This is a genomic window from Pedobacter chitinilyticus, from assembly GCF_003313385.1.
Lineage (GTDB): Bacteria > Bacteroidota > Bacteroidia > Sphingobacteriales > Sphingobacteriaceae > Pedobacter > Pedobacter chitinilyticus.
Map to the genome: position 1 here is coordinate 12,106 of NZ_QMHN01000001.1, position 21,815 is coordinate 33,920.

19 protein-coding genes are annotated in these 21,815 nt (G+C 38.7%); 7 read left to right on the forward strand and 12 right to left on the reverse strand.

Annotation, left to right across the window (positions count from 1 at the left end; all coding sequences use genetic code 11):
• Positions 1-4: 4 nt before the first annotated feature.
• The 5 genes from DUT70_RS00045 to pyrR form a co-directional block, all read right to left on the reverse strand.
• A complete protein-coding gene (locus DUT70_RS00045; protein WP_113645213.1) occupies positions 5-1,711 on the reverse strand; it encodes a TonB-dependent receptor in 1,707 nt (568 codons plus the stop codon).
• Between the two features lie 11 nt (positions 1,712-1,722).
• The gene (locus DUT70_RS00050) at positions 1,723-4,740 is read right to left on the reverse strand and encodes a tetratricopeptide repeat protein (protein WP_113645214.1); all 3,018 of its coding nucleotides are present in this window, start codon (positions 4,738-4,740) and stop codon (positions 1,723-1,725) included.
• Between the two features lie 261 nt (positions 4,741-5,001).
• A complete protein-coding gene (locus DUT70_RS00055; protein ID WP_113645215.1) occupies positions 5,002-5,313 on the reverse strand; it encodes a hypothetical protein in 312 nt (103 codons plus the stop codon).
• On the reverse strand, positions 5,313-6,248 hold the full coding sequence (locus DUT70_RS00060; RefSeq protein ID WP_113645216.1) for an aspartate carbamoyltransferase catalytic subunit: 936 nt from the start codon (positions 6,246-6,248) through the stop codon (positions 5,313-5,315). The genes DUT70_RS00055 and DUT70_RS00060 overlap by 1 nt, the downstream gene beginning before the upstream one ends.
• Before the next feature lies 1 nt (position 6,249).
• Entirely contained in the window at positions 6,250-6,795 is a 546-nt protein-coding gene (gene pyrR / locus DUT70_RS00065) for a bifunctional pyr operon transcriptional regulator/uracil phosphoribosyltransferase PyrR (protein ID WP_113645217.1), read from the reverse strand.
• Positions 6,796-7,190: 395 nt separating this feature from the next.
• Here pyrR and DUT70_RS00070 point away from each other — a divergent pair, with 395 nt between their 5' ends.
• The 4 genes from DUT70_RS00070 to DUT70_RS00085 are packed head-to-tail and all read left to right on the forward strand — an operon-like array spanning position 7,191 to position 11,156.
• Complete coding sequence (locus tag DUT70_RS00070) at positions 7,191-7,637, forward strand: MarR family winged helix-turn-helix transcriptional regulator (RefSeq protein WP_113645218.1); 447 nt, start codon at positions 7,191-7,193, stop codon at positions 7,635-7,637.
• Between the two features lies 1 nt (position 7,638).
• The gene (locus tag DUT70_RS00075; RefSeq protein WP_113645219.1) at positions 7,639-9,027 is read left to right on the forward strand and encodes a TolC family protein; all 1,389 of its coding nucleotides are present in this window, start codon (positions 7,639-7,641) and stop codon (positions 9,025-9,027) included.
• Positions 9,028-9,030: 3 nt separating this feature from the next.
• Positions 9,031-9,993: an HlyD family secretion protein gene (locus DUT70_RS00080; RefSeq protein ID WP_113645220.1), complete on the forward strand. Its 963-nt coding sequence runs from the start codon at positions 9,031-9,033 to the stop codon at positions 9,991-9,993.
• A complete protein-coding gene (locus DUT70_RS00085; RefSeq protein ID WP_113645221.1) occupies positions 9,993-11,156 on the forward strand; it encodes an ABC transporter permease in 1,164 nt (387 codons plus the stop codon). Before DUT70_RS00080 ends, DUT70_RS00085 begins: the two co-directional genes overlap by 1 nt.
• A gap of 271 nt (positions 11,157-11,427) precedes the next feature.
• Here DUT70_RS00085 and DUT70_RS00090 read toward each other — a convergent pair whose 3' ends face one another.
• Positions 11,428-12,252 (reverse strand): aminotransferase class IV, encoded by an 825-nt coding sequence (locus DUT70_RS00090; RefSeq protein ID WP_113645222.1) that lies wholly within the window; start codon positions 12,250-12,252, stop codon positions 11,428-11,430.
• 153 nt (positions 12,253-12,405) lie between these two features.
• Here DUT70_RS00090 and DUT70_RS00095 point away from each other — a divergent pair, with 153 nt between their 5' ends.
• Both DUT70_RS00095 and DUT70_RS00100 read left to right on the forward strand, forming a co-directional pair.
• Positions 12,406-12,807 carry a thiol-disulfide oxidoreductase DCC family protein gene (locus DUT70_RS00095; protein WP_113645223.1) on the forward strand — a complete coding sequence of 134 codons (402 nt, stop codon included), beginning with the start codon at positions 12,406-12,408 and terminating at the stop codon, positions 12,805-12,807.
• Positions 12,808-12,963: 156 nt separating this feature from the next.
• Positions 12,964-15,033, forward strand: coding sequence for a M48 family metalloprotease (locus tag DUT70_RS00100; RefSeq protein ID WP_113645224.1), 2,070 nt, complete (start codon positions 12,964-12,966; stop codon positions 15,031-15,033).
• An 18-nt stretch (positions 15,034-15,051) separates the two neighbouring features.
• Here the strand turns inward: DUT70_RS00100 and DUT70_RS00105 are convergent, their stop codons facing one another.
• From DUT70_RS00105 to DUT70_RS00115, 3 genes are all read right to left on the reverse strand, one after another.
• Positions 15,052-15,714: a class I SAM-dependent methyltransferase gene (locus DUT70_RS00105; protein ID WP_113645225.1), complete on the reverse strand. Its 663-nt coding sequence runs from the start codon at positions 15,712-15,714 to the stop codon at positions 15,052-15,054.
• Positions 15,711-15,911, reverse strand: coding sequence for a hypothetical protein (locus tag DUT70_RS00110; RefSeq protein ID WP_113645226.1), 201 nt, complete (start codon positions 15,909-15,911; stop codon positions 15,711-15,713). The genes DUT70_RS00105 and DUT70_RS00110 overlap by 4 nt, the downstream gene beginning before the upstream one ends.
• Before the next feature lie 216 nt (positions 15,912-16,127).
• Positions 16,128-16,847, reverse strand: a complete 720-nt coding sequence (locus DUT70_RS00115) for a helix-turn-helix domain-containing protein (RefSeq protein ID WP_162926543.1) — start codon at positions 16,845-16,847, stop codon at positions 16,128-16,130.
• Positions 16,848-17,357: 510 nt separating this feature from the next.
• Between DUT70_RS00115 and DUT70_RS00120 the strand changes: the two genes are divergently transcribed.
• Entirely contained in the window at positions 17,358-18,476 is a 1,119-nt protein-coding gene (locus tag DUT70_RS00120) for a hypothetical protein (RefSeq protein WP_113645228.1), read from the forward strand.
• Positions 18,477-18,548: 72 nt separating this feature from the next.
• Here DUT70_RS00120 and adhP read toward each other — a convergent pair whose 3' ends face one another.
• The 3 genes from adhP to DUT70_RS00135 form a co-directional block, all read right to left on the reverse strand.
• Complete coding sequence (gene adhP / locus DUT70_RS00125; protein ID WP_113645229.1) at positions 18,549-19,580, reverse strand: alcohol dehydrogenase AdhP; 1,032 nt, start codon at positions 19,578-19,580, stop codon at positions 18,549-18,551.
• 179 nt (positions 19,581-19,759) lie between these two features.
• Positions 19,760-20,134, reverse strand: coding sequence for a DUF779 domain-containing protein (locus DUT70_RS00130; protein ID WP_113645230.1), 375 nt, complete (start codon positions 20,132-20,134; stop codon positions 19,760-19,762).
• 121 nt (positions 20,135-20,255) lie between these two features.
• Positions 20,256-21,761: an aldehyde dehydrogenase family protein gene (locus DUT70_RS00135; protein WP_113645231.1), complete on the reverse strand. Its 1,506-nt coding sequence runs from the start codon at positions 21,759-21,761 to the stop codon at positions 20,256-20,258.
• Positions 21,762-21,815: the final 54 nt, after the last annotated feature.

Sequence of the window (21,815 nt, forward strand, 5' to 3'; positions counted from 1 at the left end):
CCTATTAAAACGAATAGGTTAAGCCGCCAAAGATATTAAAACCATTTTGACGATAATATAAAAATTTACTGTAATTGGTATTTAAAATATTATTAGCTCTGGCAAATGCAGAAACTTTATTGTTGATTTTGTAGCTAGCGCCCACTCCCAAATCAACAAAACCTTTAATGTTTACAATGGTTTCGTTGTCGTAATTAGGAACAGGAGGGTATGTGCCATCTGGGTTTAATGGATTAGCAATGAATACTTTTGCTTTGCTATCATCTTGAACAGCAACAGAGGCATCAAACGTTAGCTTTTTGTTAAATACGTAACTAAAGTTTGAAGTTAAACGTAATTGAGGTTTAAAATAGCTCTCTTTTTCAGCGCCTGCTTTGTAATCTTCCATATTCAGTTTAGCTGTCCATTTTAAGTTATCGCTTACTTGCACCGTCAATTCACCTTCTAATCCCAATATTTTGGTTTTGCCAAAGTCGTAAATCACATCAAATTTGTTGAATGAGCCAAAGCTGTTCACAAATAAAGGCATATCGGTAATTTCTTTACTGTAGAAACGTGCTTTGTAGCCGAAGCCTGGACCACCAGTACCTTTAATACCACCACTGATGCTCAATTTCTCTACACTGTTTTTAATGAAGATGTCTTGGTTCAAGAATGGGTTTTCATCGGTAAGGTCTTTTAAGGTATTACGGTTCACGTCGCCTTTAATTTCACCGAAGATTTGAAGGAAATCAGGGATTAAGGTAAAGTCGGCAGTTACTGCAGGGAAAAATCTAGTGGTTGAATTACTGCCAAATTCTTGTGTAATGTTAGCTCCTGCAATAATTTTTACACCACCAGCTTGTAGTTTGATGTAAGGATTTAAACGTAAAAGGTGGTTAGATACACTGGTATTTACATCTTTGGTATTGCCAAATTCGGCCGATGCCGCTAAACCTAAATTGAAACTGCTAATGCGTTTGTTCAAATATCCCGTTAGGGTAAGCGCTTTTTCTTTGGCGCTGTATTTATCGCTGAAAAAGTAACCATTTACTTTTGCTGCATAGCTAAAAGCATCAGGGTCTGGAGTGAATTTGCTAATCGCTTCACCTTCTAGTTCAAAGAAATTAAGGGTTTGTTTCGCTGGATTTGGATTTAACGTTGGATTGTTATCATCAATGCCATAAAAGTACAAACCGTGTCTTTGGTAGTTTAATTTGCCATTTAGGGTGTTGTTTTCGCCAATACTACGAGCAAACACACTTAATTGTTGCTTGTTTTCATTCTGTTTATTCAACTTGCCTTCATTGCTGAAATGTCTGAAGAATACGCCAGTTTGCAAGGCAGGGTCTTGTCCCATGGCGATGTAAGCTTCGGCCAAAGTGGTTCCTAAGTTACCCGCTCCACCTTTCACGTAATTGTTGGTCAAAGGTGCTTGACGCTCGTCGGCTACTTTTTGGGCTTGTAGTTTCTGGATATCCGTATTGAGTTCAAGCTTTCTGTCCGTAAGTTGGTAGTTGAACTTTGCTCTATAAGTTTTAAGGTTATCCAGATCAGGACTTCTTCTCAACTTTACTGCTTCTGCTAATACAGGTTTGTACGGTCGTATAATCTCGATTTCTTCGCTTAACGTCTTTTCTGTTTTTTCAGGAGGTTTTACGTCCTGCGCATGCAGACCAAATGCCCCTAGAAGTAAGCCAAGCGTAATGTATGTGGTTTTATTAAATCTCATTGTGTGTCTTTCTAGTTGATTTTTGCCAATTTTTCTTTTGCGGTAGGAACAATATCATCCTTGCCTTCGTAATTGTCGATGATACTCAGTAAAGTACTTTTCGCTTGCATCTTATCTTTTAAAGCCAAGTAGTTATCGGCCAAAAGAATAAATGATTTCGCTACCCAATAATCATACGATGGCATATTATTGATGAGGTCAAAACAAGTCTTTTGAGAAGTCTTGTAATCGCCTTTGGCATATTGTAAAGCTGCGATGTTGTATTTAGCCTCGGCAGCTGCCAATGTTTTGGTGGTTGCAACTACTTTGTTAAATGACTTAATGGCTGCCGTGGTATCAGCTTTTAACAAATAAGCTTTACCCGCAAATAGGTCAGAGCTATTTTTTTCTTCTTCTGACGATTTCTCCGAAGTTTTAACAATATCAGCATATTTAATCATTTCATCAGGCATGTTCAAAGCGGTGTAGGCCTTAATCAAATTGTTGATGGCATAACTGTGATGAGCCTTGTAATCGGCAGTAGTCTCCAGTCGTTTTAAATACACAATGGCTTCGTTGTACTTTTTCTCGTCCATTAATACTTTCGAAACACTCATTAACGAACGTTCGGTATAATCACTGGTCCAATCGTTAAGGATGTAGTCGTAATCTTGAATAGCTTCAGATGAACGGCCTAATTTTACCAAAGATTCAGCCCTGATAAATTTAGCTTCCTTATCGTGGATGGGTTTAGGGAACTTCTCTAAATAAGAATTGATGGCCTCATAAGCACCTTTGGCATCGCCACGTAGGTAAATGTTATTGGCCGATTGGAACATGATGTTATCCTGCTCGCTGGTTGAATAATTGCCCAGTGGAGTAGTGGCGGCGTAAGCAATAAACCCATTAGCATCACCACGGTCTACATAAATATTCTTAATCGATTCAAGAGACTGCTTTGCTTCAGGTGTACTTGGATAATCTCTGATTACTTTTTTGAACGACTCTAATGCTGAATCATCTTGGTCTTGGTTGTATTGCACCAAGCCAATGGTTAACAACGCTTTTGGCACATAACTACTACGAGGGTATTGGGCTACTAAACCAACCAAATCCGTTTTTGATTTTTCGAAATCACCTTTGTTGAAATAAGTATAGGCCGTTTCAAAACCTGCATCATCAGCATAGTTGGAAGTAGGGAACTGTTTCAACAAGCTTTGCATGGTACCAATTTTGGCATCGTCTTGTTTCTGCAAACCTTGAATCATACCACGTTGAAACAAAGCGTAATCCTCTCCAGTTTGTTTGCCGCTAATGATACGGTTATAGTAAGAAAGGGCGTCGCCATAGTTTTTGTTCACAAAATACGAATCCGCTAAACGAAGCATCGCATCATTTACTGTTTTGGCATCTTTGTCTGCTCCTTTTAAAAAGCGTTCGAAGTAATTGGCTGCCTTAACGTATTTTTCATCTTCAAAAGCCGCATAACCCAAGGCATAGTTCGCAAAGTTGTACACTTCGGTTTTCTTAGCCTCTTCCATAGCAAGGAACTTTTCGAAAGTTTTAACCGATTCGCCGTACTTTCTCAATTCGTACATCGATTCGGCCATCCAATAAATGCTCAAAGCATAAATTTCGCTGTCTTCTTGGAAATTGCCCGAACGTAAAAACATCGACAGGGCATTAGGAAAAGCTCTTTCGTTGTAAAACTCCAAACCTCTAAAATAGGTCACTTTTTGGTAAGCAGCTTTCGCTTCGGGAGTTTTATTAGGGATAGGTTCTAAGATATCAATGGCCGCTTGGTAGTTTTTGCTGGTCAATAAAATTTCACCTAAAAGCGTTTTTGCCTCGTTAATTCTTTTTGAAGCGGGAAATGTTTTAAGGAAGTTCTGCGTCGCATCCAATGCCTGTTGGTTAAACTCTAGTTCGTAGCTTAATTTGGCATAATTAATCCAAGCCTCTTCCTGTAGGTTTTTATCGAAATCTAGCCTAGAAGCTCTAAAAAAAGCGTTTCTAGCTTTTTCCTTTGCATTTAATTTCAGGGCCGATTTACCCAAGGTAAACATACCGTTCTGCAGGTACACGTCATCGGTGTTCAGTTTTTCTAATACCGTAACCGCTTCTTTGTATTTGCCATTTTGGAAAAGGGCATAACCATATTGGTAAACAAAAAGGTTGTTTTTAGTCTGATTTTGGTCTTTCTCGTAGAAAAGGGCAAAATATTTCTCCGCGTTTTTAAATTCCGATTTAGAGAAATAAGAAGCAGCTACCAAGCTCAGCATTTCAGCTTCATATTTTTGCTTGGTTTTTGCCATCACTGGAATGGCATAGTCAATCACATCATCATAACGCTCATCCAAATAATACATCGAAGTAATGTAGTATGGATAACTAGCCTCATAGGTAGGAGAGCCTTTCAGTTTTTCAAAATTGGCCAGTGCGGTCTTGTATTCTTTATTAAGATAGTTGATATACGCAAAATAGTAAGTGGCACTTTCCTGAAAAGGAGAATCCTCTTTTTTTACAGCTTCAAATAATGGTTCAGCCTTTTCAATATCGTTTTGCTCAAAATAAGCATAACCTTGTTTAAACTGATATTCTACACGTTGTTTTTGCGAAAGCGAACTTGGGTCAGCTTGGTTAAACCATTCTAAAGCCTTGGCATAATCCTTTTTGGCAAAATAAGCCTTTCCCATGTGGAAATAAGCCAATTTTGTATTCGGATTTAAAGGATATTCTCTAATGAATTCTTGGAAAAGTGCTTCGGCATCGTCATTACCCAATTCTATGGCACAAACGGCAGCATAAAACTTGGCATTTTCTTTAATAATCGATAGCTCGGCGCTACTCTGTTGTTGTGTGCTTGTTTTACTACGGTATTGTTCTACTAATTTAAATTGTTGTGCAGCGGCTACATATTTCTCGTTTTTAAGCAGCTCTAACCCGCTCTGGTAATTTTGGTTCAGTTTTATCAATGGACTAGTTTGGGCATGTCCAAAACCGTATCCACTGGCTATAAACAGTGGAACCAATAAGTATCTTTTTTTCATTTGCGTATTTCTTTAAGTAGCTTTTTTACGGCATTACTTGGTTAGCTATGGCCAATTGTCCATTTTGTTGAGCAATGGTTTTAGCTAGGGTTGATACTAAAATAGAATTAATGTGCTTAGCTATCAACATAAGAAATTAACATGTGTTGATAACAGACATTTAACGAAATGGTTGTGAGCTTGGTATGTGCTGTTAAAAAGTTTTTAACACGGCTTTAATCATCGCTTTTGCCGAGGCCTGCTTATCTTTAACAAATGAGATTACTGTAGCTTATTGGTATTTTTCCTTAAAATACTCCAATATCTTCCTTCATTATAATTCCAGTTGGCAAAGCCCGAACCAAAAATAATAACAACAGAAATGATGATGAGGTTGAAGATAAAAGTACCTAAGTGAGAAAAGGTAAAGAAGTCGTATTCGGTATCTCCAATAATGAAATAGTTGACCAAATCAATTAAAATAGATAGGGGTAAAGCAACGGTAATAAAAGTTTGGTAGCTGTGTTTTCTCCAGCTCCATTTTTTCCGTTTTTCAGTCCAATAATCTACAAATTGCTTCTCTTTGGGGGTCATTAGCTATCTTTTTGGCTTGCCAAAAGATAAAGAACAGCCATTCTAACGGCTACGCCATTTTCTACCTGATTTAAAATGATAGATTGCTTGCTATCAGCCACATCACTGGTAATTTCTACCCCACGATTAATAGGGCCTGGGTGCATCACTACAATTTCTTTATCTAAATTATCTAGAATTTGCTTGTTTAAGCCGTACATCATCGAATATTCTCTCCCAGTTGGGAAATATTTGATGTCCATACGTTCAAGCTGTATGCGCAACATGTTAGCCACGTCGCACCAATTGAGTGCCTTAATTAAATCATGTTCTACTTTAACGCCCAACGCACCAATATGCTTAGGAATTAAAGTGGTAGGGCCGCAAACCATTACTTCGGCACCTAGTTTTTGTAAGCAAAGAATGTTAGAAATAGCCACACGAGAGTGCAGAATATCACCCACAATCACCACTTTTTTGCCAGCTACATCGCCAAGTTTCTCTCTAATCGAGAAAGCATCCAATAAAGCTTGCGTAGGGTGCTCATGTGCTCCATCACCAGCATTTACAATTTGTGCATCAATGTGGCGACTTAAAAATTGACCAGCTCCAGCGTAAGGATGGCGCATCACCACCATATCCACCTTCATGGCCAAAATATTATTTACCGTATCAATCAGGGTTTCGCCCTTGCTTACCGACGAAGACGAAGCAGCGAAATTCACTACATCAGCCGAAAGCCTTTTTTCAGCCAGTTCGAAAGAAAGTTTGGTACGGGTTGAGTTTTCGAAAAAGATATTCGCAATGGTGATATCTCTCAAAGAAGGAACCTTTTTAATCGGCCTGTTAATCACCTCTTTAAAATTGTCAGCAGTTTCGAAAATCAATTCAATATCATTCAGGTTAATATCTTTGATGCCTAAAAGATGTCGTGTTGATAATTTGTCTGCTGCCATTTTATTGCTTTTCTGATAATAAAATTACTTTGTCTTCTCCTTCATTTTCCTTCCAGCTCACCTTTACCTTTTGCGAATCAACCGAGTCTACCTGCATACCAATGTAGTTAGCCTCAATCGGCAAGTGTCTCGAAAACCTACGGTCAATTAAAACCATAAGCTCCACACTTTCAGGTCGGCCATAAGCCAAAAGCGCATCCATTGCTGCACGTATGGTGCGTCCAGTCCAAAGCACGTCATCTATTAAAATCACCTGCTTACCTTCAATAATAAAGTCAATGGTATTGCTGCTTGCGGTTACCAAGCCATCTTTTCTTCTAAAATCGTCCCTAAAAAAAGTAATGTCCAAATGGCCCTTTTTAATGGCGCTGCTTTTTAAAATTTCCGAAAGTTCTTGGTGAACCCTGTCTGCAAAGAAAGTTCCTCTTGGCTGTATACCAATTAAAACAGTATTATTAAAATCAATATGGTTCTCAATTAGCTGGTGACAAAGCCGCTTAATTGTGATTTGAAGTTTTTGGCCGCTGAGTAGAGTTCTCTTTTGCATTGCACTAGGATTGCGCAAATATAGGGAAATGTTTTAAATGGGAAAGCCCAAAAATGCCCTAGTTTTCAAAATATTTCCTTGTTGTTGAAAATCAATCAAGTATCCTGTTGATTGGTATTCCCGCTTTTCATTCCAAGTCCGCACTCGTTACACTCGCTTACGGGCTTTCCATTTCAATCGGGTTTATTGTACAACCATCCGTACTTCTATGTTCCAATTTTGTAGCAGACTTACGAAGTTTCTAAAACTTCGTAAGTCTGAAAGCTCTAAGTTTCCAACGGCGCTAAATCAATAAGTTTTAAGCTAAACCGTCATCATGATGTCATGAAAGACAAAAAATCTGCTTAAATTTAATTAGCTGCACAGTGTTTGTAGTTGTTTGTGCAACTATTGTTATGATAACTAATTTGATTTCATTAGAAGATAAGTACAATTTGCTAGGAGGCAGGTTGTTCATGTACGCAAGCAGGGTGCTTACGCAAAAGTTTAAGCTCCACGGCATATCACTCACCAAAGAGCAATGGACCGTATTAATGCAGCTATGGATGAAAGATGGCATTTCGCAACAAGTAATTGCCGATGCCACTGGAAAAGACAAGCCCAGCATGACCAGACTACTGGACAACCTCGAAAGGGATGGCTACATTGAAAGACGCTCGGATGCTAAAGACAGAAGGCTCAATTTGATATTCCTTACTAAAAAGGGACTGGAAGTTGAAAAGCAAGTGATGCCTGTAGCCGAGCAGGTTTTAACCGAATTGACCAAAGGGCTAAGCCCACAGGAGATAGAAACCGTGAAAAACGTATTTAACAAAATCTATCATAACATAAGCCTATTATAATATGAGAAGAATATTTTTAGGGATAGCGGTTTGCCTTATTGCGGGGCTGACACGTTTACATGCCCAACAATTTTATGTGTCCGAAACGCTCAAGCGAGCTATTGATGCCGCAATTACGGAAGACAAGGGACTGGCCAATCACGATTTGGAAATACAAAAGTTAACCCTCGAACGCAAAGGGGTGCTTAACAAGTATATTCCAACCGTAGATGCTACGGCTATGTATGGTTATTTCAACAACACCTTGGGAATTGACCTCCCAACTTTGAATTTACCTATCACAGGAATTTCTTTATTTGATGGCCAACAGAACTTTAAAAATAGAGGTAACCTTTTCTTTGGTGGACTTACTGCAAAGTCGGTGCTTTTTAGCGGTGGACAAATCATTAACGGTGCCAAAGCCATCGAGGCAAAGAAACAAGGAACTGAATATTTGGCCTCTCCTAAAAAAGATTCGGTGATTAGGGATGTGATCCATTCTTTCGACCAAATCCGTTTACTTGCCGAAGCACAAAAGCTGGTAGACGAAAGCGAAATCCGTTTAAATAAAGAAAGGGAGCGAGTGGAAAAGGCCATTGCCAATGGTTTAGCCATTCCTTACGACAGAGATAAGATAAAACTGGCGGTGTTAGAATTGGCTTCTAAAAAGATAGAATTGGAAGGCAAGCGCAAAGTGTTATATCAAAAATTAAAGGTGCTCACCCACTATAACAATGCCCAAATCGATAGCGTGGTGTATCAATTGGAACCTATTGTGCTTTTAGAGCCGCTTAATACCGACAATAGGGCCGAGATTAAAGCCCTTGAAAATTTCAAAACAGCTTATCAATACCTGCTTAAAAAGGAAAAAGGAAGTTTCTTGCCCGTAGTTGGAGCCTTTGGAAGTTACAGCTATGCTTCGGTATTTGATGCCAAAACGACTTTTACTGGGCCAGTAACCAATAACAACTATGCCTTAGGACTTAATAGCGCCAAGCTTTCTCCTAATTTTATTGCAGGGGTGGCCCTGAAATGGAACATTTTTAGTGGTTTCGAACGAAAGCATAAAATTGATGAAGCCAAAATCAATATCCAGCAAATTGAAAATAAACTGGCCGATTCGAGAGAGAAAGTACAGTTACAGTTACAGAATAACAATGTACAATACGAAACTTTGCTGAGGCAAATTGACATTGCAGCACAAAGAGAAAAAATTGCCAAAAACAATTTACTGATTGCCCAAAAGCAATATAACACGGGGTTGATTAACGTGACCGAGCGTTTAACCGTAGAAACGGATATTTATCAAACCTCCCTACAAAAAATTAACAGCATTGTAGAACAAAGAAGATTGGCTTTAGAAACCATCTCGGCTACAGGAAACTTACAAAATTCACTTCAAGTAAAATAAGTTATGAAGAAATATACTTTTATACTATTGGGAATGCTTGCACTAGTATCATGCAGGCCAAAAAATAATATCGACAGCCTTATTCAAGGCAAAGTAGAGCGAGATGAACTTGCTGTAGTAGGCAAAATTGCTGGACGCATTTCAAAAATTTATGTAAACGAAGGAGATTTGGTGAAAGAAGGAGATACCCTTGCCTTATTGGATATTCCTGAAGTGGAGGCTAAGAAAGCTCAAGCACAGGGTGCGGTAAAATCTGCCGATGCCCAATATGCCATGAGTGTACATGGTGCTACGGCTAATCAATTGAAGCAGCTAAACGCCAAAAAAACTGCTTTGAAAGAACAATATGAGTTTGCCAAAAAATCATTGAAACGTATTGAAGCCATGGTGGTTGATTCGTTAGTGCCGCAACAACAATATGATGAAGTGTTTGCTAAATACCAGGGTGCTTTGGCACAGTACACAGCAGTAGAAGCTGAAATTGCTGATGTAAAAAACGGTGTACGTATGGAGCAGCAAACCATGGCTTTGGGACAAAAAGATAGAGCACTAGGCGCTTTGCAGGAAGTGAAAACCGCCGAAAAAGAAAGATATGTAATTGCTCCACAGGATATGGTGTTAGAAACCATTACGCTAAAAGTGGGAGAGTTGGCCCTGCCTGGATATACCTTGTTTACGGGTTCGTTAAACAACACTACTTATTTCCGTTTTACAATACCTGAAAGTGAGTTAAGCAAGTACAAAAAAGGAGAAGAAATTGAAGTGACTGTGCCTTATTTGAAGGATAAAAAAGTAAGCTGCGTGATTAGGAACATTAAGCAAATAGGCGCTTATGCAAACATCGCCACGGCTTATCCTGACTATAATATGCAAGATGCACTTTACGAAATCAACGTGCTGCCTAAACAAGCTACAGAAGCTGCTGAAATATTGACAAAATCTACCGTGACCATAACCAAACGATAATGAGAGTTTTTTTTGAACTATTAAAACGTGAGTTTGCACTGTTTTGGAACAACAGTGTATTGCGCATTCTTTTCATTGGAGCGCCCATTATGTATGGCGTGCTACTAGGTTATGTGTACAATAAAGGTAAAGTGACTGATTTACCTATTGTGGTGGTTGATAAAGACCAGAGCAAGATGAGTAAAAAGGCACTGCAAATGATGGAAGATAATGAAGTATTGACCATATCCGCTTTGCTGCCCAATGAGGATAACCTTACCAGAACGGCGCTTGAAAAAGAGGCGGTATGTATGGTCATCATTCCTGAAGGATTTGAAAAAGGGGTGCTCACCAAGAAATATCCAGAGATAACTACGATTGTTAATACGGCCAATGTGCTGACGGCCAACTACGCTTCAACGGCATTGCAGGTATGTTTAGGGACGCTTAAAGTGGGTGTGCAATTGGAAACGTTGAGAAAGCAAGGCGTACCAGAGAATTTGCTGATGAGTCAATACGAACCTTTCAAAACCACTTTCATCAAGAAAAATAATCGTTCTACCAACTACATGTACTTTTTGTGGCCTGGTATATTGGCTACTGTTTTACAGCAGGTTTTGATGTTGGGCTTGGCGCTATCTTTTGCCTCTGAGTTTGAAAATGGGACGTTTAAGTTTTTAGTGAACAAAACCTCATCTACCTTTAAGCTCATTATGGTTAAGGTAATTCCTTACCTCATTATGAGTTTTGGTATTTGGCTCATCTATTGGTTGTTTACCTGGTGGTTTAAAATTCCATTTTATGAAAATTTGGGCACACTAACCCTTGCTGCAGGGCTGTTTGTATTGTCGGTTTGTTTTATTGGTATTTTGGTGAGTTTATTAATTCCTAGCCAATTGAAAGCTACAGAGGTGTTAATGGTCATTGCTACGCCAAGTTTTATCCTGTCAGGTTTTACTTGGCCATTAAGTCAAATGCCAGAGTGGATTCAATATATTGCTTCCATTATACCGCTAACACATTTTCTACCCATATTTAGGGTTTTAATTATCGAGAATGGTCCAACAGATTTGATTTATCCGTACGTTCAGAATCTATTAATCATTACGGCTGTTGGTTTTGTCCTTTCTTATGTGGCGTTAGCTTATAAAAAAGAAAGCTGCAAAAGGAAACGACTGTTGTAAAGAAAAAGAAATAACCGTTCATTGAGGGATAGCGAGAGATAGGTTGTCCCTCAATGAATTTACTTAGTAATAACTTGGTAACCTGAATTCGATCATTATTTATTTGATTTTTCATCGAATGATACAAACTTTGTTTTGCCGACCCTGAAGTAAATTTGCTTTGCAGCTACTTCGTGGTCAGGGTGACGTCAGATGGGCGATTCGTCATGCTGAATTTATTTCATGATCAGCTTTACGGCTTGTTTTGACAAATTTAATCTTCAAACTGAGATCAATAGTTTTTAATCATCTCCAGCAACTTCTCGTTTAAAGCAGTAGTGATTTTTCCTGGTTTTCCTTTACCAATGGGCTTCCCATCTAGGCTAAGCACTGGCAAAATATTTTTGGTAGAGCTACTGATGAACGCTTCGTCTGCATTAGCGAAATCGTCGAGGGTAAAATCTTGCTCTTTAATCTCTAAACCCTCAAGGTGCATACCCAATATTTTACCACGAGTAATGCCTCGTAAAATGCTTGTAGCTGGTGTAAAAACCTGTTGGTTTTTTATCATAAAAATATTGGCCCTTGGACATTCTCTCACCTCACCATGATTGTGGTACAAAAGGTCATCGGCCTGTTTCAATTTCAGTAGGGGTTGAAGACGGATGGCTTGTAAATAATCGATGGTTTTTACCGAAGCCAGCTGCCTTTGGTAATTGTGCGATAATAAATTTAAACCTTTGTTGAAAATGGCAGGATTGTATTCGAAAGGAGTTTGTACAATCACTAAATTGGGTTTTGCAATTTGGTAGCCATCTTCCGAATAGCCTCCTGTCAAAATTATTTTCAGCCCAGAATTAGCGATGTTGTTTTTTTTCAGAAGGGAGTTGATGGCTGTAAAAAGGTCTGTTCTGTCAAAATCAACTTCAAGGTTCATCTCATTTGCCGAATTAAAAAAGCGGTTAAAATAATCCTCTATAAAAACAGGCTTGCCGTTTACGGTTTTAAGGAAATCGAAAATACCATAGCCACGCTGTACAGCTAAATCGGTTACTAAAAGCTTGGCGTCATTTTCCAGAAGTATTTGACCGTTAACGTAGGTATAGGTGTTGCCCATTTTTTGTTTAATATTTCTTATTTAGAGTTCAAAAGTAACGGTTAGGACCGTATCGAAACCAAAGTTTGAAATAAAAAATAAAAGAACGAAACCAGATTAGAAAAAAGAACAAAATGAATGATACATTCCGCCCGATTATCTAACTTGCAAATAATGGCCAAAAGTGCAATCATATTTTTTGATGGAGTGTGTAATTTATGTAATGGCGCAGTGCAGTTTGTCATTAAACGAGACCGTCATGATGCGTTTAAATTTGCCTCTTTGCAAAGCGATTTTGCAAAAAAAACGTTGAGTAATTCTGCTTTAAAAGTAGCTCATGGTGATAGTTTGGTGCTACTGGAAAATGGAAAATTGTACGAGCAATCAAACGCCGTACTGCGTATTGCCAAAAAACTACCTGATTTGTGGCCATTGCTTTATGTATTTATCATCGTGCCCCCCTTTCTGAGAAATGCCATATACCGATGGGTTGCTCGCCATCGTTACCAATGGTTTGGTAAACAAAATCAATGTTGGGTGCCAACAACTGAACTTAAAAGTAGATTTTTAGATTAACGAGAGTTGAGAATAAGCATTTCGTGATTTTTCATTACTTCCAACCCTAGCAAAGCTTCTTTCATTTGAGCCAATTTGTAGTTTGAAAATTTATAGTTGATGGTTTGAAATTTAACTAATTATCTTTTTCTTTATAGGACCAAACGATGACGCTTTATGAAGGAAAATACCCCCTATGATTTAACGAGCAACGAATTTAAAAAAGCCGCTCGAAAGGCTATTTTTGCCATTATATTTTTTATGCTGTCTTATTTGCTGCTATTCGCCTTATCTATTGGATTAGTGGTTTTGTGTGGCGCATTGGGCGTTGGTTTGATCGCACTTAAACCTAGTGTGATTACCCTTGGTTTGGGAATTGGCTTGATTGGGCTGGGCGTGATTGTCTTCGTTTTTTTGGTGAAGTTTGTCTTTAAAAAGCATAAAATAGATAGATCTCATTTGATTGAATTAAAAGAAGAGGATGCCCCTTTGCTTTATGAGGAAATAAGAGATATTGTAGATAAAGTTCAAACTACTTTCCCTAAAAAGATATACTTATCGCACGAGGTGAATGCTTGTGTGTTTTACGATTCTACTTTTTTGAGCATGTTTTTCCCAGTAAAGAAGAATTTGCAAATAGGTATGGCCTTGGTGAACAGTACTTCCAGAACAGAGTTAAAAGCCATTTTAGCGCATGAATTTGGTCACTTCTCTCAACGTTCCATGAAAGTAGGTAGTTATGTTTATACGGTGAACCAAATTATCTTTAACATGCTGTATGATAATGAAGGATATGGAAATGCGGTTCACCGCTTTGCGAGTGTGAGTGGCTATTTTGCCTTTTTCGTATCTATAGGTGTTAAAATCATTGAAGGTATTCAATGGGTGTTAAAAAAGCTCTATAATGTGGTGAACATCCAACATTTGGAACTTTCAAGAGAAATGGAATTTCATGCAGATGCTATTGCGGTAACTGTGGTAGGTAGCCAGCCTTTCGTATCCTCATTAATGAGATTAGATTTGGCTAATAATGCTTTTGACAGAACTCTTGGCTACTACGAACAGAAGATTTCTGCCAATATCAAACCTAAAAATATCTATCCTCAGCATCGCCACATCATGCATACCTTGGCGCAGGATACTGGGGTAGATTTTGTGAATGGTATGCCGCAGGTGACCAAAGAATACCTGAATCACTACAATAAATCAAAATTGGTGATTAAAAACCAATGGGCCAGTCACCCGAGTACTGAAGATCGGGTAGAAGCCATTACGGCTGGTCATTTCCCACAAGGGGATGATAATGGCGAACCTGCGTTGGTGCTATTTGGAAAAGCGGACGAATTGCAAGCCTCTGTAACGGAGCTGTTGTTTGCCAATGTGGAATATAAGGGCCAAGTAACTTTTGATGAAATGGAAAGTTTTGTAGCCGAATACCAAGAAGACTTTAAGGCGGGAAGTTTCCCTAAGGTATTCAACGCATACTATAATAATTATAATCCTAGTAAGTTCGATGTGGAACAGTCGACACTTACCGAGACGATTTTAACGTTTGATGAACTCTTTGGCGCAGATAAGGTAGACATGATTTATAGTGCAGTATGTTTGGAAACGGATATCCTGACCATCAAACAAATTCACGAAGGAGACACCGAAATCAAAACTTTTGAATATGATGGCGTTAAATATGTGAAAACAGATATTTACGAGTTGCTGCCCAAATTGGAAAAGGAACTGCTAGATATCAAAGCTGCTTTAGCCGTTAACGACGAAAGTATTTATCATTACTTTAAGCAAGAAGCTGCTAAAAATAATTCGGAAGACTACTTTACCGAAAAATATCAAACCTTTTTGGAGTTTGATAAAACTTATGATGAGGCCTTGTCTATCTACAACAAGGTAGCGGATGAAACGAGTTTTATACAATTTACTACGCCGTTTGCAGAAATTAGGGAAAACCTTTTAAAGTTTGCACGAACAGAAAGTCAGCTTAAGATACAAATGGGCAATCTATTAGCTTTGCCATATGTAAAAATTGACGCTGCCTTAAAGGAAAAAGTGGACGCTTATTTGTCCAAACACGCCTTAAATTATTTTGCTGGTAATAGTTATAATGATGATGAACTGGACATTCTTTTTGGTGCCGCAAACGCCTTTAAAGAGATACTGTATCAAAACTATTTTGAAGTAAAAAAAAGTCTTTTAGAAGAAATGGCCCGTTTGCACACTGATAGAATAGCAATTTAGGGCTTTAAGGATATTAGCTTATTTCTCTAAAAGTGCGACATAAAAGAGCCTTTCCACTTCATCACCTGCCTTGCTGGTTATTTTCTCGGTGAACGAAGAAATTTCCTTGATTTTAAAGTGGGCAGCCTCTGCCAAGGCATTTATTCTGTCTTTGCTGTAAAGGTCAAACCCATAGGCGGTAAAAGGTAGGCTTTCCATAAAATCCTTATCTGCAAAACCAATGGCAAAAGTACCACCAGGTTTTAGCACACGGTAAATTTCTTTGATGAAATCTTCGGGGCTTTCCCAAAAATAAATGGTGTTTACCGTTAGTATTTTGCTAAATGTATTGTCGGAAAAAGGAATATTATTGCCGTTGTACAGGTGGAAAGATGCTCTGTTGGCTTCAATAGCTGCATTGTTGGCTACCGAAGCTTGTTTTTGCATCAGTTCCGAAATCTCCAAACCGTAATAAGAAGTGTGTTCGGCTCGGCTTAAGATTTCGGGCAGGTGTTTGCAGTTGCCATGACCAAGTTCCAATATCAAATCACCTTTGGAGATATTTAATCCATCAATGGTTTTTCTGGTCATGCCGATGTTGTTTTCATGCATATTATTGGCCACTTCTATGCCTTCTGTATTTGCAGGACAGCTTAACTGCTTGGCCAATTGTTGTAGGAAATCTTCGTCGTGGTTTTTCATTTTTCTCCTTTCGGTATTGGGCGCCATAACCATAAGCTAGCAATTACCAAAGGAATGGTGATGCTTAAACTTGCTAATTTAAGCTGGCCTCTTTTTGCGGCTATATCAGCATCTGAAGTGGTGAAAATAAAGTAAGTTTCCTTAATAGCCCATACAGCAGCAATGGTAAGAAATAAAGCGATGATTTTGCGCAACATATGAATAAATAGAATTGATGCCCTAATATCCGCTTTTTTGCTCGATTTACGAGGTTAAAAATGAAAAGAAGGTATTGAGATGATAATAAACCACTATGCATATACAAAATAAAGGACGATAATTTAAAAACTGTTTTTTTGCAAAAAATATTGGTTGTCTGAATGCCTTGCACCGTTTCTGAAATACTAGCAGTTAAATCTGAATAAGAAATAAGCCTATTCATGTTTTGTCATATTATGTGCGTAGGTTTTAGGTGTAACCCCTTCAATTTGTTTAAATACCTTGTTGAAAGTAGATTGATGCTTAAAACCTGCAGAGTCATAAACATACAACAAAGAATGTCTTTTAAGTGCATCTTCATTAATTAGCATTTTTACATGTGCCACCCGATAGGTATTTACTAAATGGTTGAAATTACTGCCCGTATTTAGTTTTATAGCTCGTGAGACATAAGATACATTGGTATTTAAGGCGTCGGCTAATTGGATAAGTGAAAAGTCTTTGTTTTTAAATGGTTGCTCTTTTTCAAAATATATAAGTATTGTTTCATAAAGCTTTTTCAACTGCTCCTTTAATCTGTAATTCTCAACGATTCCTCTGGACGTATTTAATATGCTTTGATATTGTTTAACAGTAGTCTCCTTGCTTTCTTGAAATGAGCTTAGCTTATAAACCCTTCTGTTAAAATAGGTTCCTGCTATGAGGAAGTAAAAAATAAAAAGTAGTGAGCAAATATTTATCAAGAGTATATCAGACGAAGAAAATGTAGTTTCTTCAAAAAATACATATAAAAATTTAGAACATATCATGGTAATAATAGCAAGTGCCACGATGCAAAAAATCCACGACACTGTTGTTTTTTGTGAAAATAGACTTCCAGAAGCCAAGGGAATCAGAAAAAGCCAGGCGAATATAATTGGGCTTTTTTCCCACATGCAGAAAGCGTAAACGAGCATATATAAAACAAAGAATATAAAATACAGATTAATGAATGGCCTGATTTTGCACATTGGCATTCGGCATATATAGAAATAAACTATCAGATTAAATATGCCTGCCGTAAGATTATAATAAAAGAAAAAAAGAGAGTTAAAATGATACCCATATAGCCAAGTATAAAAGAATAGAACTATGGAAATTGTTATCATATTGTGGTGAATAATATAATGCTTTAATAGTCTGTCACGATATAGGTTGATGGGTTCCATGATCTATTTTTTATAATAGTAAATTAATTAATCTAAGAAAAAAGCGCATTTTGCTTGATCAAGGAAAATTGATTAATTGGAGGTAAAGAAGTTTTTTTCGGTAAATCGTTGCTTTAAATCATTGTAAATGAGTTTGATGTTCGTTAGCAGCAGAATGTTGTATTGCGCTGTTTCTATTTATGAACGGCAAAATTACTACTGCTAAGTTTGGATTGACATTTACAAAAAACCGAACTCATGAAAATCAAAAAAACATGTTTTATCTTATTTTTAGCATTGGCAGCTTACAGCAGTGCAATTGCTCAATCTGGAATCAATATTAAAAATCCAGATCCTTATACTTCTTTAGATATCTTTACTAAATCTGGTGCGAAATCTGGCGTGTTGATTCCTCGAGTTGAATTAGTTACCTCAACAGATGATTTAAATACTGACGGAGATGGCAATATCAGTAATCAACCCAAAGGACTACTGATTTACAATCCTGATGGAGTAAGCGGTGGGCTGCCACAAGGTTTTTACTATTGGAATGGTAACGAGTGGAGAATAATAGCCAGTAATACTTCTATTCAACCAGGTGTTAATGCCATAATGTGTAGTGAAGCTACGCTGAGCCCAGCTAGTTACGTTAGTGGTCAGGCTTACAACGGAACCCTGACCGTGCCTTACATTGGTGGTAACGGCGGCTCCTACGGACCAGGATCTCCAATTGCTTCAACAGGTGTTACTGGACTCAATGCAACCTTGCAGGCAGGATCACTAGCTTACGGCAATGGCTATCTAACGTATACCATCACTGGTACGCCAAATGCCTCTTCGCCAGCTACAGCAAGTTTCATTATTCCTAGTATGTTTGGAGGTGCTGGCTGTACAGTTACCGTGGGTGCTGGCAGAGCATTAAATATTGGCGAAGCAATTACTGCGATCTACTCGGTACCTGCTGGTACCGCAGGAAATAGCGCTTTTAATTTGGGTACTTATGTTACTGCAAACAACCTTACCCCTTTACCGAAGGTAGATGGCTTAGAAATTAATCTTCAGGGAAATAGTGCTGCCTTTTACGATCCTAGGATTTATAATAGAGCATCTTCCTCACAGCTGATCAGCTATCAGTCTTTTGCTACATCGGTGAATGAAAATGAGACTTCTTTAAATAATACAGTTGCCGCTAACGGTTTTGTACAGGTTGACGCAAATGATATTGTACAGTGGACAACAAGTGCGGCTGAAGTAGAAACTACCAATGTACAGGTACAGATTAATGCTACTACCTACCGGTGGTATGAATTCAAATGGTGGTGCATGGAAGTAGCTGGTGCTAAAAAAATATTTCTTTCAGTGATGAGAAAGGCATAAATACTACTTATGAAAGAAGCCACAGATGCACGGATTGCTAATTAAAAAATTCGTGTACCTGTGGCAAAGAAACTATTCTGCAATTTGTAGTACCATTCTACCTTCAATTTCTGCCTTCTTCATTTTGTCGAAAACGTCATTGATGTCTTCCAGCTTTGCTGCGGTTACATTGGCTTTTACTTTTCCTTCCACTGCAAATTCAATGGCTTCCTGTAAATCTTTACGAGTTCCCACAATAGAGCCTCTAATGGTGATTCGGTTCAATACCGTATCAAATATCGATAAGTCGAAATTTCCAGGCGGCAATCCATTTAAAGCCATAGTTCCTTTACGACGCAAGGTTTCCAATCCTTGCTTAAAGGCAATAGGAGATACGGCAGTTACCAAAGCACCATGCATGCCACCAGTTTCTTTTTTAAGGAACTCGCCGGGGTTTTGCTCTTTTGCGTTTACTACTAAATCAGCACCTAAACGTTTAGCCAAATCCAATTTGTCGTTACCTACATCAATAGCCGCTACATGCATTCCCATAGCCTTGGCATATTGAACCGCCACGTGACCTAAGCCACCAATGCCAGAAATAGCCACCCATTCGCCAGGTTTAACCTCTGTTTCCTTTAAACCCTTATAAACCGTTACACCAGCACAAAGGATAGGCGCCATTTCTAAAAAGTTGGTATTTGCAGGTAGATGACCTACATAACGAGCATCGGCAATGACATATTCAGCGAAACCACCATCTACACTATAGCCACCATTTTGCTGGCTTTCGCAAAGTGTTTCCCATCCCGTAATGCAATGGTCACAACATCCACAAGCACTATACAACCAAGGTACGCCCACGGCGTCGCCTTCTTTTACATTGTTTACATCGGGACCAACAGCCACTACATAGCCTACGCCTTCATGCCCAGGAATTAATGGCATTTTGGGTTTAACAGGCCAATCGCCTTCAACGGCATGTAAATCGGTGTGACAAACGCCGCTGGCAATCACTTTTACCAAAATCTGGTTTCTACCAGGTCTTTTTACCTCAACTTCTTCGATTTGCAGCGGCGCCCCGAACTCACGAACAACGGCTGCTTTCATGGTGTTTGGAAGCATAATTTAATGATTTAGTGAACAATTATTGATGAATAAAAATAGCTAGATTGCTGTTTTTCAAAGCTGATATAAATCAGTTTAAAATGAGATTTAAATAAGTTTTGTTAAACTTATCGGTAAAAAAAAGCCAGCAAGCCAATTGGCTTACTGGCAAATCAAACCAAAATATAAACTAAGAATTATTTTGCAGTAGTAATAGGTTCAAGGTCATTGAGTTCCTCTTCCGTGAACAGCCTGTAATGTATTTTAAACGTTTTGCCGAGGGGAGTTTCCAGCGAAAATCCGCCAACGCCAAAGCCATCCAATACATCTAAAGTAAAGTGCGAGTACTTCCAATATTCGAAAAGGTCTTTGTCTACCCAAAACTCACAATCTTCTACCGTTCCAATACATACATCATGCATGCGCACGTAAAAGCCTCCTTTTTCGAAACATTGTGGTTGTGTGCCTTCACAACAACCGCCCGCCTGATAAAACATCAATTCGCCGTGTTTGGCTTTCAGTTTTTGTATCAATTCTTTGGCTTTCTCGGTACTGTCTAATCGCTTAACCATTTTTTCTCCTTTTTATTGGAATAGTTTTGAGATTGCTTCGCTAAGCTCGCAATGACGTTGAATGAGACGTCTTTGCGAGGAAGAATGACGAAGCAATCTCAAAAGCTTATTAATAAGTTTCTTAAAAGAAGCCTAATTTGTTTTTGTTGTACGAAATCAGCATGTTTTTAGCTTGGCGATAGTGCCCCAACATCATTTTATGGTTCTCTCTACCCACACCTGATTGCTTGTAACCACCAAATGGTGCGCCCGCAGGATAAGCATGGTATTGATTTACCCAAATACGACCAGCTTGTACTGCTCTAGGCACTTGATAAAGCTCGTGAGCATCACGTGTCCAAACACCAGCACCTAAACCGTATAAGGTATCATTGGCAATTTCAATGGCTTCTTCAACAGTTTTAAAAGTAGTTACGGCCAATACTGGACCAAAAATCTCTTCTTGGAAAATGCGCATCTTATTATGTCCCTTAAAGATGGTTGGTTTAATGTAGTAACCACCACCTAATTCACCAGGAAGTTCGTTCACTTCGCCGCCCGCTAAAACTTCAGCGCCTTCTTGTTTTCCTAACTCTATGTAAGTTTTAATTTTTTCGAACTGGATTTTAGAAGCCTGCGCACCCATCATCACTGTTTTATCTAACGGACTGCCTACTTTAATGGCGTTGGTACGCTCAATCACTTTGGCAATAAATCGCTCATAAATGTCTTCCTGTACCAATAATCTTGATGGGCAGGTACAAATTTCTCCTTGATTTAAAGCGAATAAAACTGCTCCCTCAACTGCTTTGTCCAAAAAGGCATCGTCTTCATCCATTACAGAATTAAAGAAGATATTCGGAGATTTTCCGCCTAACTCCAAGGTTACGGGAATGATGTTTTCGGTAGCGTATTGCATCACCAAACGCCCAGTAGGGGTTGAGCCTGTAAAGGCTGCTTTGGATACTTTAGGATTAGTCACCAAGTGACGGCCAAGTTCGGCACCAAAGCCATTCACCACATTCACCACCCCTGGAGGTAGTAAATCGCCAATCAATTCCATTAGTACCATGATGGATGTTGGTGTGCTTTCCGCAGGTTTTAATACCACGGTATTTCCAGCAGCTAGGGCAGGGGCGAGTTTCCATATTCCCATCAATAAAGGGAAGTTCCAAGGGATAATTTGCGCCACTACGCCAATAGGTTCGTGAACAATTAAGGAAACGGTGTGCTCATCCAACTCGGTGTGGGAACCTTCTTCCGCACGAATCACCGAAGCAAAATATCTAAAATGATCTACACCTAAAGGTAGGTCAGCATTTAGCGTTTCCCTAATGGCTTTACCGTTGTCAATGGTTTCTACCGTAGCCAAGTATTCCAAATTGTCCTCCATGCGTTGGGCAATTTTGTTAAGGATAATGCTTCTTTCTGTAGATGATGTTTTGCTCCAAGTTTTGAAGGCTTCAGCAGCAGCGTTAACCGCTAGTTCAAGGTCTTCTGGTGAAGAATGTGCCGCTTTGGTGAATACTTTACCATCAATAGGAGAAATATTATCGAAATATTTTCCATTTACTGGAGCCACAAATTGGCCGTTGATATAGTTGTCGTAGTGCGATTTAAACTCGGGTCTTTTTACAATTTGTTCCATGATTTTAAAATTTGGTTATTACAAACCTACGAGCATGGCCTCTTTGAGGATAGT